Source organism: Vibrio sp. D54 (assembly GCF_021728075.1).
Lineage (GTDB): Bacteria > Pseudomonadota > Gammaproteobacteria > Enterobacterales > Vibrionaceae > Vibrio > Vibrio alginolyticus.
The window spans coordinates 543,210-556,076 of record NZ_JAKKCS010000001.1 but is presented as its reverse complement, the minus strand read 5'-3'; the positions used below and the strand labels follow the sequence as shown (position 1 = coordinate 556,076).

Below are 12,867 nucleotides of genomic sequence, written 5' to 3'. Positions count from 1 at the left end.
ATTTAACCGCAATTAAAAACGGCCCTTGGGGATCGGGCCGTGATTAAAACAACGAGTGAATTAGCGCTCAGGAGTTTCAAGCAGTTTAACTGCGCAATCTACCGCGTTGTTAATGCCTTGACTGCTCTCCAACTTACCTGAACTTGCAGGACCAAGGGCACAAGAATACAAAGCCAGCTGCTTATCGAACGGCAGATCCAACTGTTCATAGAGATTTTGTCGGATTCTTGCATGTTGTTCTGGTTCTTGGTTAGCAAGGCTAATCAACGTTTCATAAATAAGCGTTTTCATGTCTTTCCCTTTTCACTTTATTGCACGGGGTGCATATATATTGTATCCATTTGGGAAGCACAAATCAGAAGCTAGGTCACAGAACGCGTCGCTAAAAAAGTTTATGTACGCGGTAAATTGCAATACAAACCTAAAGCCGTTTAGAAAAAGGGCAACTGATAACTCGATAAACCAGCCGATTAACTAGCATTCGCCGCTGTTTGTTCATAATCGTGTCCGATATAAACAAAAACGCCGCTGTATCAGCGACGTTTTATCTCGACTTTAGTTAATCGAATTTTTAGTTGAAGTGCACTAGCATTTCAACGTCATCGCCTTGCTCTGGAGCCTGAAGAGCGAAGTGCACGTACCCTACTTCAGTAACAGGAATCGCAAGGTATTCATTGCTGCCTGCATAGTTGGACGCATACTCGTGCTGCTCTACTGTAGGCCAATGCTCCCTACTCGCGTATAGATCGACATTACCAGTTTGAGAGTGAGCCGTTAGCCATACACGAACCTCTTCAACACCTTCAGGCACATAAACTGCTGCATAACGCTGCTTGTGAACGGTAAGCATTTTGGCTTCACCAGACTCTAATACCACAGGTGCTAAATCATCTTGCACCTGGGTTGGCGGTGTTTGCGCTTCCACTTCTAACGCAGCCACAAGATTCACTGAGTCATAGCTATCACGTCCAGTTAAGCTGATGTAGTAACGACCAGCTTTAACGTAACCATCTTGCTCTGGTTCAAACACAATCTCTTCATTGCTGCCATCAGCATATTGACTCATTTCGAAATCATAGTAATGCGCGACTTTGTTGTAGCTCATGTAAAGATCCGCATCACCCGCACCCTCAATAGATACATTGAAGTTAACGGTGTTGGCTGGAACATCAACGTAGAACAGTTTTTCGCTGTATGCTTCGCCACTGAGCTGAAGGCTTTGGTTCGCCGTCAATTCAGTCACTTGTGCTTCAGGGCTTGTTGGTTCTGTTGGTTCTTCTGGGTCTGTACCAGGTTGCTCAGGTTCCACTTTTAATGTGTCCAACCAACGTTCAAACTCAGCATCGTATTGTTGACCTAAAGACGTCACCTGCTGTGCCCATTGTTCGAACTGGCCAGAGCGCGACAATGCCAACAAGCTTTCGACGTCTTGTGGATGATTTTCTAACATGAATCGAACAGCTAGATAACCCCAACGATAGATACGATTGGTATCGTGAGAGTACGTGGTATCAAACACAGTGGAAAGGCTCAGTTTACCATCTGCAATCAGCTCAATCGCAGCTTGGTAACCTTGCTTGTAATGCATGTATTCAGCAAAACCTTCTAGCCACCAAACAATATGACCATGAGCCAAGTTATCGCTGAACGAACCGTATTGGTTAAATCGTGCATCTAAATAGTGCGTGTATTCATGTTCTAGGTTCAAGATAGAGAGATCTTCACCATTCGCGTAGCGATAAGCGACGAAACGCGCAGTATTGTCCGCTTTTGAAGGGTCACCTTCTAGGTACTGACCACCGTTGTCAGTTGTATTACCAAATAGGAATGAAGAGTAATCAACGTAACTAGCGTTACTCGCGAATACCGCCACTTCAACACGATCATTCAAATCATCAGCGACAGGTTGATTACCCGTATTCGCAACTCGATGGAAGTCGGCTTCTTTTGCCGCTAGCACTTCACACGCTTTCGCTGCTTGAGCATCGGTCAGATCTTCAGAGAGAATAATGGCAGGTCCCTGACATTCAAAACGATTTGGCATTACACGTGCAGCTAAATCTTGCTTGGCTTGCTCAATATTCAGACCATTTAGGCCTTCTGGTGCGTAGTAGCTCATCATTTCAACGGCAGCAAGCCATAGTTTGTCATGCTCACTACCCAGTGGATAACGCTGCATCACCTGTTGCATTACTGCCAATGCTTTGCGTTTGGTCTCCTGATCTGGGCTCGCGAGCAAACGACCGGTTTCACGTAATGCATTGAAAACGATAAAGCTTGCATCCGTATCTAATGCCCAAGCATTATCAGATGCGAATTTCACCAACGTATCAATATGGTGTGTATTGTTTGCCATGTATCGGTAGAACGCATCGTTCGCCGCATGGCCTGCCATAGAGCGGAACAAGTTGTTTAAACCATCGACCCATTGCGTGTCCTGCGCGGTCTCACGATTAAAGTGCATCAACGCGGCCATCATGCTATCCATGGTCAGCGGCAACTGCTTAACGTTATCAACCATCAAAGTCAGGCTCTTCATTGCACCAACTTGTTCACGACCTTGATCCAAAGCATGAGGGTTGTTTAGGAATAGGTTCGTCGACTGAGCAAAACGCTGACTCAACGCTTGCGAAAACTCAGGTGTACCAGTACCAGCGTTGTAGCGAACGTAGTAGGCCGCTCGAATAAATTCGCCTAGGTTCTCTAGAATACGAGCTTGATCTGCTTCACCACGATAGCGAGCGATTTCTTGATCCAGCGCGACTTGGATACGGCTTAGGCTCGCTTCACTATAGATATCATTCAGCGTTTCTGAAGGTGCTGAAAACCAAGCGTGGTAGCAATCATACTCAGCACCAGAAACGGCAGTAGCCAGATCTCGCGATTGTTGTAAATCAGCAACAGCACACTGATTTTGTGCAAAAGAGAAGCCAGACACACTCGCTAGCATACAAGCAAGCGCCAAACGATGGCGCGGGAAAAAACGGATATGAGACATAACAACACTCATTGATTATTAACATACATTGAGTGGGGGTTTATATTCTTTACAGCTCAAACAGTGAAATCAGTGTCATAAAATTTATGAAACCGCTCCCAAAAATAGGTCTTTTACTCTAATTAAATGGGAGCAATCCCACTCCAAAAAAACTCACAATTATCAATAAAAACATTAATTTACCTTTTTCTAAATAACGACTTTATGAGGAAAATTGCCCTTAAACGCCCCCCTTAACTCTTCCAGATAGAGTTCACGACAATCAAAGGTTCTAAATTAAATTTTGATGCTTGATACCATCTATTTTTATTTGTGACTCATTCCCAATAAGTCATAGAGTGCATATCAAAAGGTTGGCATTAATGGTAAATTCTCCGCCAAATCAAACACATTTACTCCTCCAGTCATTGATGAGTGAATAAAGCAGATATTTGGCTAGGGATAATACATGTCACTTTGGGGATTTTTGGGAGCGGGGATTGCCTACTTCATGACAACGTTTGCCTTTGTTTTTGGCGGCATTTTTTGGTTATGTGCTGAAGGTAATACATTAAGAGAAACAAAGCGCCAATCATCAATAATGTCCGGGGTTATTGCTTGTACTATTGGAACTTGGGTGCTTGCTTTTGGTGTTTACGTTTACGGTTACTTTTGGGATAACTCTTCTCACTATTATTTTTATTTGCTCGCTCCATGGGGACTTGCCATTTTTGGGGTAAAACTTCGTAACCGCTGGGTTAAGCAATACACGCGTGTAAAACACGCAAAAGAAGAACAGTGGCAAAAACGCTGGCGAGAATTATTAGGGGAAGATACTGAAGAGCTTCCACCATATACACATGATTACGAGCTCTACTCGGGCATTTGGCAAGCCAATGAAGCGCTCCAAGAACAGTGTTTTGCAGCCCTTCCTCACGGGAAAGCAGTCTACGAGAGAGTGAAAGCCTTCCAAACGATGGCCTCCCCCGCTGGTGGCATAAACAATCAAGTTTTGCTGAGTAAACTCGATCAACTAGAGGATGAAATCATTCAAGTTCTTGAGCAACACTCGCAAAAGAAAGTAAGCATTGAAACTGGCGCAGGTACTTTACACAAAGAGTCAAAACGCAATGTTTATCACCATGAGAATGGCCCAACAGAAGAGCAACTGTACGACTCAATCAACCTCCAACATGATTTGGATCGAGAGCTACGCAACATTATCTATGATCGGCTCGGTTACGATGGCGAAGATGAGTACTTTTTCCTCCAAGCGCCACTCGGAGAGCTTACCGAGGATGAAACCGCAATCAACTGGATGCTCTGGGGGTTAGTAAGCGACCATTTTGCTGTTGACCCATACCAAACGGCGTTGGATCTCAGCCTAATGAATGCGGAACCAAGATGGGGGCAAAATGAACGGTTTGTAATGATTACGGCTCAATAAACGCAAGTACTAAGTCTAACTTTAATACAACCTATTCTGAGACCACCCTCGCGTTGGTTAACTTAGCCAGTAAGCGGCCAACGCGATCGCGCATTTCACGTCTATCGACAATCATATCTAGCGCACCATGCGCTAGTAAAAATTCACTTCGCTGAAACTCGTCTGGTAGCTTTTCACGTACCGTTTGCTCAATGACCCGTCTTCCCGCAAAGCCAATACTTGCTTTAGGTTCACCAATATTGATGTCTCCTAACATGGCTAAACTCGCCGAGACGCCACCATAAGTTTGGTCCGTCAATACTGAGATATAGGGTAATCTGTGCTCAGATAAGTGGTTTAACGCGGCGCTGGTTTTTGACATTTGCATGAGTGCCACCAAAGACTCTTGCATGCGCGCCCCTCCGCAAGCGGAAAAACATACTAACCCAGATTTTGTATTAATTGCGCTTTCAACTGCTCGGACAAACTTCTCGCCAACCACTGCGCCCATCGAGCCTGCCATGAAAGAGAATTCGAATGCACACGCAACAACAGGCAGCCCCAATAACTTGCCCTCCATCACCACCAACGCATCTTTTTCTCCAGTCGTTTTCTGTGCTAAAGCAATTCGCTCTTTATATCGCTTTAAGTCTTTAAAACCCAAAATATCTTGTGGCTCCAACTCACTTGCCAACTCTTGTTGTGTTCCATGGTCCAGAAAAGAGATCAACCTTTGACGCGCAGCCATTCTCATGTGATATGAGCATTTAGGGCATACTTCCAAATTTTCTTTTAACGCGGCACGATAAAGTATTTGTTCACACTCAGGACACTTTGTCCAAACGCCCTCAGGGATAGACGCTTTGCGCGAACCTATTATATTTTTATTCTCAAATAACCGTTCTAACCAGCTCATAAATTCACCTCTATTGATTACGTTCTAGCGCGATATCTCGTTGTTTGTTCGCTTAAACTTGTAAATAAAATTGTATGTAACTTAGTACAGGGATAAAGTGCGATATGCTGGCTTGATAATCCAATAAAGTGGGATAATGAAATGTTTGATAACGTTGACCAAATCTGGTTAAAAAGTTTTCACTGTGTTTATGAGAACAACAGCTTTAAGCGAGCCGCTGAGTGTTTGAATATACCAACATCAAATATCAGCCGACACATTGCCCTGCTTGAAGAAAAGTTAAACATTAGGTTGTTCAATAGAACAACAAGGCGAATGACGCCTACCGAGGCTGGAGAAGAGCTCTATAGCAGCACTCGTCCGTTATTGGAGCAACTCAACGCCGCACTAGAAACGGTAACGCGCCACTCACACACGGTAACAGGGGAACTGCGAATTCTTATGCCAGACACACCTGTACTCGCCAAAGCGGTTGTCACCTTTTGCACGCAATACCCGTCAATCTCTTTGTCTTGCGATACAACGCTAAACCCTAAAGATGATGTTATTGACAGCTTTGATGTCATTTTGAGTTTTCATAGAGGGGCTTTGTCAGACAGTAACTGGGTGGCGAGAGAGATAAAACGCTGGCCCAGTGCCATTTTAGCCGCGCCTCAACTAATTGAGAAATACGCCACCCCTTACAAAATTACGGATCTAAGTCATGTTCCCTGCATCACGACGCTTACCGCAGTAAATGGTGCACCATGGGTATTCAGAAACCCTGTTGGGAGCCATATTACTCAAACTGTGCAATCTTCATTCAAAGTAAACAGCGGTCATCTCGCCAGATATGGCGCGTTATTAGGGCTTGGATACGCAATATTGCCAATTGAGTCATGCCAAAATGAGATCAAAAATGGTGAGCTAGAAATCGTCACTCTAGAGTACGAACCTGAGGATTTAGTGCTTTACGCCTTTTACTCGTCTAGAAAACATGTAGCTAAGAAAATATCTATGTTTGTTGAACATTTAAAGCAAAATGCGAAACTTAACGCTTAGCTAAGCTTTACTCAACTAATTTATCATATTTTGTTTTATCGTCTAGAAAGGACAGACACCGCTAAGCGATTTGAGACTCGATTTTTTCAAATAAAAAAGCCAGCAATTAACATTTACTGGCTTTTTATTAAAGAGGGTCAGTTGGCGTTTAGATTCTAAACGCTCCCACGTGACGATCGAGTGTTCGCGATAGCTCCGCGAGTTGTTGACTTGATTCTTCTAGTTGCTCACTCGCCGTTAGCGCACTTTTCACTGAGTGGCTGACGGTATCCATGTTCATATTAATTTCGTTTGCTACCGTTGATTGCTGTTCTGTTGCGGTTGCTACTTGAGTATTGATATCTGAAATAGTCGTCACTTGTGCAGCTATTGCTTCTAAAGCCTGTCGAGCTAACTCAGTTTCTGCCGTTCCTTCTTCAATAAGAGTCTTACTATTACTCATTGAATTCACCGCACTTTGAGCTTCAGTTTGTAGCTGGTGAATCATATTGTCAATTTCATCGGTAGAATGAGCCGTTTTAGTCGCTAGGTTGCGAACTTCATCAGCGACTACTGCAAAACCTCGGCCGGCATCACCAGCGCGTGCCGCTTCGATAGCCGCATTGAGAGCCAATAGATTGGTTTGCTCCGAAATACCTCTAATCACCTCTAGAATACTACCAATCGACTGAGTATTTTCAGCAAGACTCACGATAATGTTGGAAGTGCTGTTCATCTCGTTTTCAAGATTAGTCATCGCCGTTTTGGTTCTTTCTAGCGTCGTGTAGCCATCTTGCGCTTCATTACTTGCTGCACTCGCAGCATTTGCCGCTCCGGCAGCATTGGAGGCAATTTCATTGACCGTCGCAATCATTTCGTTCATGGATGTGACAACCAGCATGGTTTGCTCGTTCTGCTCTTGCCCTCTTGTGAGCGCTTGTTGAGATTGCCCACGCAAAGCGACAGCTGAACTATTAAGCTCCACACCAGTATTTACAACTTGTGTAATAATCTCATGTACTTTCCCAACAAAAACGTTGAAAGCAGAAGAAATTTGCGCGACTTCGTCATTACCTTTCGCTGGCAAACGAACGGTTAAGTCTCCGTCTCCTTTTGAGATGTCTTGTAGAGCGTCTTTAAGCGCAGAAAGCGGTCTCATCAGTTTATTTAGCAGAAGTGACAGAATCAAAACACACATAACGAAGATCGCCACCATAGAGATCAACTGGTAAGTAATAATTCCATTCGTCGCTTGGCTCACTTCGGTAATAGGAATACCAATATCAAAAGTACCGTATAACTGACCATCCACATAAATTGGTGCCATGATGTCAAACACCCATACTTTCTGGACATCGGCATACCACTTTGAGTACTGTTGAACACCTCTCGTCGCGCCTTCAACAGTATATTCATCGTTATAGGTTTTGTTCAGCTTGTGCTTATCACTGTGGGCTACTGCCGTTACGTTACGGTCAATTACAACGGCATAACTCACGTCTGAACGTTGTTTCAGCCCCTCAACAAGCGATTGTAAATCTTGCATTGGATTGGCTGAGTTCTCCAAAATATAACTCGCATTTCCCGCTAGAAACTCAGCTTGAACTTGGGATTTGTTTAAGATGATGTCATCGATTTTCTGACTCGAAATTAGGTACGTTGATGCCATACTCGCCACGACAGCAATACCAAACATGGCGCAGACTGCTAATAAGATGATTCTTTTCATTATAATTGTCTCAATACAATTCAATTGATGCTCATTAATCGAGCGCTAAGCCTTTCTTCTCCAAAACCAACCAAACTGCATTTTGGGTCTGTTTGGCAGAGCAAGACATAACTTTATAACTATGTATCTGCTTGGTTCCCGATTACTTTAGACAGAAGGAAAAAAAGTCTTCAAAACGTCACATTTCTACGAGGTTTGGCGAAGGGACGAGTACGCAAAAGGAAACGTTTGCATAGTTAAATTTAACTATGCGACCAAATTGGTATCGAACATTAAAGAAAAGAGTTCTAATTAGCGTTTTGCCGTCGGGAGCGCTGTGGTCAGTGCTCCCGTTTTATCATTTAGTATCTCAGGTTCAGATATTAGATCCACAATTGCTGCGGTTGTAATCCGAGATGCTTGGTGAAGCGAGAATGACTTGGTTTGTAGATATGGAAGCGATGTCAGATCGAGTGATTCTCAATCAAGAATCGGCAGCAAAATATGCAAACCAAGGCATGAAGCCATTACCCATAAAAAAAGAAAGGAAAAAAAATCTTTACCACAGAGTTTAACTCGTCAGCGATATGTATCCATGCATACCCATGTATAAACCAACTGCACTGATCAAGACGCCCGATAAGTAAGGAGCTCGACGTGCAACATCATTCAAACCGCTCCATTTAGATGTCGCTTTTTGCACGCCCACTGCTGCCACAACGCCAACAGCAACCAGAGTCAAGGCTAAGCCAATACTGAATGACACAACTAAAGTCGCACCAAGAGTCATTGCCTTAAGCTGCAAACAGATAAGCAAAACCGTTACCGCAGCAGGGCATGGAATCAAACCGCCCGTTAATCCAAACAGCAGAATTTGCCCATTCGTCACGTCTCGATTATCAAAGCGTTTTTGAATGTCTAAAGCGTGAGCGCGTTCGTGAGCATCTTGATATTCCTTATCTTCGCTTTCTAAATGAGAACCAGGACGGAAATGTACATCAAAGTCATGGGTATGATCATGGTGCCCGATGATCAAAGTGACAGAAAGTCCATTAGAGACTTCAATGTAAGACGCCGATTCCAAGTATCCATCACGCTCTATAAAGTGATAGATATCAGCAGGTTGATAACCATCACTCGATACCGAAACCTTGATACCTTCAGCAGTTAAAGGTTTACCGCTGAGTGTTCGCAATTGGAAACGGTGATGCTCCCCTTCCTGTGTAATCGAAAGCGAAACATGCCCATGTCCTGTATCCACAACTTGCGTCGTCCAGTCGCGAGCATGATCCTGAGCTTTGTTCCAAGCTCGCTCATCGCTCCATGTCCGCCAAAACATCCATACGCCGGTTGTCACGATAATGACCCCAGAGATAAGTTGCATCCATGGTTCAGCCGCTTCAGCGGTGAATTTCTGGCTAATATACATCCCGCCAACAGCGATTAACCATACAATTACAGTGTGAGAAAGTGTGGCAGCTAAACCCAGCATCACGGCTTGTTTGACCGTTCCTTTCACCGCGACAATGAACGCCGCCATCATCGTTTTAGAGTGCCCAGGTTCTAAACCATGCAAGGCGCCAAGCAAAATGGCACTGGGAATAAAGAACCACCCATTACCTTGTTGTAGTAACGCGACAAAATCCATTGTTGTTCTCTGTTATTGATTCTAATTTATCGCAAACTATACTCCCCCCTAGTATTAAATACTACCCCCCAGTATAAATTGAGTGCTACATTATCAGTTAGAATAACTCGGCCCGTAACTTAAAGAAGATAAGACATGTCGCATACAACCAGAGATCAAAAGAAGCTCAACACTCGAGTCAGTAAAATACAGGGTCAGGTGAATGGACTTAAAAAAATGCTGGAAGAAGAGCATGAATGCCAAGATGTGTTGCAGCAGATTGCCGCTATTCGGGGAGCAGTAAATGGTTTGATGCGAGAAGTAATTAAAGGTCACTTACTTGAGCACGTTGTACTTGAGGAAGACAAAACTCAACGTGAAAAAGATATGGAAGTCGTATTAAAAGTACTGGACTCTTATATAAAGTAACCCTACTTCGCTAGAGTAAAGTCACTAGGGTTAAACTCGAATATATCCTTTATAGGTAATCGTTAACTAAACGGGAAATAGAGATTCCATTTCATATCGATTAGGTTGAAAGAAACTATATCAGTTCAAGTTAAATAGTTTAGTTATCAGAACTAAAACGGCCCAAACATAGGGCCGTTCATATTATTAAAAATCCCTAAACTATCTGCTAAAAATACATATTGTGATAGGTTTTGACTTTATGGAAGAGTACAAGTAAACCTTTATACCTCTTGTAATTCGACGTGCTTAGCGCTGTAAGATTTTGTAAATGCAATACACCCCAAAAGTACAGCAAGTGGTAACACGGGATCAAAGATTGAACCATGAGATCCGAAGAATAAGTTAAGAATCATGACTAATGAACCACCAATAGCCCAAGCAATTGTTGTTGGAATAGTCCAAATGATGAGTTGTTTCTTAACCTCAGTCACCCCCATTAGTCGATTAACAATATGGAATAACGAGTCATTAAAGTAGCCAGCAAATAGAGATCCCATCGTAGCTGCCGTCGCTGCGAATAAAAGGTTAACATCAGGAATATTCACTAAAACTGGGGCAGATATAGAAGCAGCGGTTATCATGGAGACTGTACCAGATCCCTGAATAATACGAACTAACGTCGCAATAATAAATGGAATCATAACCGCAGAAATAGGAAGCCCTGCAACTTGGTTAGCAATCTCTGCGCCCGCACCCGTTTCACGCAATACGGCACCTAACGCGCCACCAGCTCCTGTTACTAACAAAATGATGCCACAAGTGGAGATTCCTTGTTCCATCTTTTCATTCGCTTCTTCTTTGGTAAGGTTATTACCCAATGTGTAAACCGCTAATAACGTCGCTATTGATAGTGCAATAGTAGGGCTGCCGATAAAAGCGATAAATTGACCAAATGTTGTTGCAGTCAGCCCTTCGAAACCGAAAGTCCCCTCTAATAAACCCATCACTGATTTCGCAAGTATAAGTAAAATAGGGATAATAATTGGAGCGATAGATTTACTTAAAGATGGTAGGTCTTTCGCTTCTTTACTTGCAATGTACTCTTTGTGATCATTAATCAGTTGCTCACTAGACTTCGAGAAATGTTCGGTTGGAATGAATTCAGGAAACTGCTTTTCTAACCATCTTGCATACCAAACAATACCCATGACACAAGGCGCTGCGATCATCAAACCAAAACCTAACATGCTGGCAAGATCGACACCAAAGATACCAGCAACGCCCAAAGGCCCTGGAGTCGGCGGAATAGCGTGATGCGCTACGACCAAGCCGCCCGCCAGAGCAACCGTAAGCGTTAAAATCGAGCGATTGGACGTTTTTGACAAAGACTTCGCAATTGGATAAAGAATGATAAGCGCGCTATCCACAAAGATTGGGATGCTAACAATATAGCCAGTTACAGCAAGAGCGGCCTCTTCTTTCTTTTTTCCTAACCACTTTATAAAATTATAGGCAATACTTTCTCCTGCTCCAGAAGCCTCTAAAATAGCCCCCATCATAACGCCGAGACCGATGACAATCCCTATACCGCCTAATGTTCCACCAAATCCTTTGCTAACGGTCGCAATCGTGTCGTCAACACTTAACCCACCAATAATACCTGCGATACATGCCGCAATTAACATCGCAATTAACACATGTACTTTTGTACGTAATACAAGAAAAACAAGGACTGATACGGCTACTATTAGTCCAATTACTGAGGTTGGTAACATTAGACAATCTCCATATTGTTAACAGAAATAAATTGTTGTAATACATCCTTGAAATTACTGTCTGCTTTAAATCCAAGCTCCAGTTCTTTAGTACAATCAATTTTTTGTGGCCAACTACTCACAATACGATCAATACCCGCATCATGCTCATAAGTAATATAATTAGAAAGTTGTTTACCCATTAGAGTGTCCATTGTTTGAATCATCTCAGCTGGTGTAGTTTGAATACCAGGTAAATTAAGCGTTCTATAGGACAGATTATTTAACTGCTCATAAGGCATTAGCCCTGCATATTGAATATTGTCCACCACTCTAGACGGGCTCGATATCCAAAGTTTTAGCGTAGGGTCTACAGGACAATTTGATTCTTGAGCATTCAAAGGCTCACGAATAATTCCGCTTACGAAAGAGCTAGCGGCAAGGTTTGGTTTCCCAGGGCGAATACAAATAGTCGGTAAACGTACGGATACAGCTTTAACAAAGCCTTTACGGGCATAGTCGTTAACCAATAACTCACCTATGGCTTTTTGCGTCCCGTAGGATGACTGAGGATGAAGTGCTGTTATTGGTGTAATCGTTTCCGGAAGATCACCACCAAAGACAGCTAAAGATGAAGCAAACGTAAAACGAATATTAGGGTTTACTTTACGGCAACGCTCAAGCAATAACTGTGTGGTCGTCAGGTTTACAGCTACACCTAAATCAAAATCTTGCTCAGCATGGCTCGATACAATTGCCGCTAAATGAAAAATGTGTGTCGTTTCGGCAGTAATAACTTGGTCTATATTTTCTCGCTTTGTCATATCCATGACTAAAGAAACGACTCGGTCATCAATGCCCTCTAAGCGCGACTTTTGAATGTCGACAATAGTAATACTTTCAGCTTTGTTTTCTTTTAGTAGTGATTTGGCAAGTAGGGTTCCGAGAAAACCCGCCCCTCCAGTTATGATAATATTCATAGTCACGACCCTTTGTTTTTGTAATTGGTTTCAAGTTATTTATGGATA

Annotated in this window: 11 protein-coding genes; 4 read left to right on the top strand and 7 right to left on the bottom strand. The window is 43.0% G+C overall.

Annotation, left to right across the window (positions count from 1 at the left end; translation table 11 throughout):
* Positions 1–60 precede the first annotated feature (60 nt).
* Positions 61–291, bottom strand: a complete 231-nt coding sequence (locus L3V37_RS02505; protein WP_005375384.1) for a PAS factor family protein — start codon at positions 289–291, stop codon at positions 61–63.
* Positions 292–571: 280 nt separating this feature from the next.
* Positions 572–2,998, bottom strand: coding sequence for a M9 family metallopeptidase (locus L3V37_RS02500; protein WP_213879470.1), 2,427 nt, complete (start codon positions 2,996–2,998; stop codon positions 572–574).
* 448 nt (positions 2,999–3,446) lie between these two features.
* Here L3V37_RS02500 and L3V37_RS02495 point away from each other — a divergent pair, with 448 nt between their 5' ends.
* A complete protein-coding gene (locus tag L3V37_RS02495; RefSeq protein WP_213879468.1) occupies positions 3,447–4,424 on the top strand; it encodes a hypothetical protein in 978 nt (325 codons plus the stop codon).
* A 31-nt stretch (positions 4,425–4,455) separates the two neighbouring features.
* Here the strand turns inward: L3V37_RS02495 and accD are convergent, their stop codons facing one another.
* Positions 4,456–5,319: an acetyl-CoA carboxylase, carboxyltransferase subunit beta gene (gene accD, locus L3V37_RS02490; RefSeq protein WP_017821534.1), complete on the bottom strand. Its 864-nt coding sequence runs from the start codon at positions 5,317–5,319 to the stop codon at positions 4,456–4,458.
* Positions 5,320–5,460: 141 nt separating this feature from the next.
* Between accD and L3V37_RS02485 the strand changes: the two genes are divergently transcribed.
* The gene (locus tag L3V37_RS02485) at positions 5,461–6,360 is read left to right on the top strand and encodes a LysR family transcriptional regulator (RefSeq protein WP_237305763.1); all 900 of its coding nucleotides are present in this window, start codon (positions 5,461–5,463) and stop codon (positions 6,358–6,360) included.
* 148 nt (positions 6,361–6,508) lie between these two features.
* Here the strand turns inward: L3V37_RS02485 and L3V37_RS02480 are convergent, their stop codons facing one another.
* The gene (locus L3V37_RS02480) at positions 6,509–8,068 is read right to left on the bottom strand and encodes a methyl-accepting chemotaxis protein (RefSeq protein ID WP_017635256.1); all 1,560 of its coding nucleotides are present in this window, start codon (positions 8,066–8,068) and stop codon (positions 6,509–6,511) included.
* Positions 8,069–8,481: 413 nt separating this feature from the next.
* Between L3V37_RS02480 and L3V37_RS02475 the strand changes: the two genes are divergently transcribed.
* Positions 8,482–8,622, top strand: coding sequence for a hypothetical protein (locus tag L3V37_RS02475; RefSeq protein ID WP_165401673.1), 141 nt, complete (start codon positions 8,482–8,484; stop codon positions 8,620–8,622).
* Here L3V37_RS02475 and L3V37_RS02470 read toward each other — a convergent pair.
* Complete coding sequence (locus L3V37_RS02470) at positions 8,619–9,695, bottom strand: nickel/cobalt efflux protein RcnA (protein ID WP_130545820.1); 1,077 nt, start codon at positions 9,693–9,695, stop codon at positions 8,619–8,621. The two genes, L3V37_RS02475 and L3V37_RS02470, sit on opposite strands and share 4 nt — an antisense overlap.
* A gap of 135 nt (positions 9,696–9,830) precedes the next feature.
* Here L3V37_RS02470 and rcnR point away from each other — a divergent pair, with 135 nt between their 5' ends.
* Positions 9,831–10,103 (top strand): Ni(II)/Co(II)-binding transcriptional repressor RcnR, encoded by a 273-nt coding sequence (rcnR, locus tag L3V37_RS02465; protein ID WP_005375370.1) that lies wholly within the window; start codon positions 9,831–9,833, stop codon positions 10,101–10,103.
* 263 nt (positions 10,104–10,366) lie between these two features.
* On the opposite strand, the gene L3V37_RS02460 is transcribed toward rcnR, so the two are convergent.
* Together L3V37_RS02460 and denD are read right to left on the bottom strand one after the other, a co-directional pair.
* A complete protein-coding gene (locus tag L3V37_RS02460; protein WP_048625307.1) occupies positions 10,367–11,860 on the bottom strand; it encodes a GntP family permease in 1,494 nt (497 codons plus the stop codon).
* On the bottom strand, positions 11,860–12,819 hold the full coding sequence (gene denD / locus L3V37_RS02455) for a D-erythronate dehydrogenase (protein ID WP_017635260.1): 960 nt from the start codon (positions 12,817–12,819) through the stop codon (positions 11,860–11,862). Before denD ends, L3V37_RS02460 begins: the two co-directional genes overlap by 1 nt.
* Between the last annotated feature and the right edge of the window lie 48 nt (positions 12,820–12,867).

What these genes read in the sequence shown, in the direction of transcription:
- L3V37_RS02505 (WP_005375384.1), bottom strand. Translation starts at nt 291, where the DNA reads ATGAAAACGCTTATTTATGAAACGTTGATTAGCCTTGCTAACCAAGAA.
- L3V37_RS02500 (WP_213879470.1), bottom strand. Translation starts at nt 2,998, where the DNA reads ATGTCTCATATCCGTTTTTTCCCGCGCCATCGTTTGGCGCTTGCTTGT.
- L3V37_RS02495 (WP_213879468.1), top strand. Translation starts at nt 3,447, where the DNA reads ATGTCACTTTGGGGATTTTTGGGAGCGGGGATTGCCTACTTCATGACA.
- accD (WP_017821534.1), bottom strand. Translation starts at nt 5,319, where the DNA reads ATGAGCTGGTTAGAACGGTTATTTGAGAATAAAAATATAATAGGTTCG.
- L3V37_RS02485 (WP_237305763.1), top strand. Translation starts at nt 5,461, where the DNA reads ATGTTTGATAACGTTGACCAAATCTGGTTAAAAAGTTTTCACTGTGTT.
- L3V37_RS02480 (WP_017635256.1), bottom strand. Translation starts at nt 8,068, where the DNA reads ATGAAAAGAATCATCTTATTAGCAGTCTGCGCCATGTTTGGTATTGCT.
- L3V37_RS02475 (WP_165401673.1), top strand. Translation starts at nt 8,482, where the DNA reads ATGACTTGGTTTGTAGATATGGAAGCGATGTCAGATCGAGTGATTCTC.
- L3V37_RS02470 (WP_130545820.1), bottom strand. Translation starts at nt 9,695, where the DNA reads ATGGATTTTGTCGCGTTACTACAACAAGGTAATGGGTGGTTCTTTATT.
- rcnR (WP_005375370.1), top strand. Translation starts at nt 9,831, where the DNA reads ATGTCGCATACAACCAGAGATCAAAAGAAGCTCAACACTCGAGTCAGT.
- L3V37_RS02460 (WP_048625307.1), bottom strand. Translation starts at nt 11,860, where the DNA reads ATGTTACCAACCTCAGTAATTGGACTAATAGTAGCCGTATCAGTCCTT.
- denD (WP_017635260.1), bottom strand. Translation starts at nt 12,819, where the DNA reads ATGAATATTATCATAACTGGAGGGGCGGGTTTTCTCGGAACCCTACTT.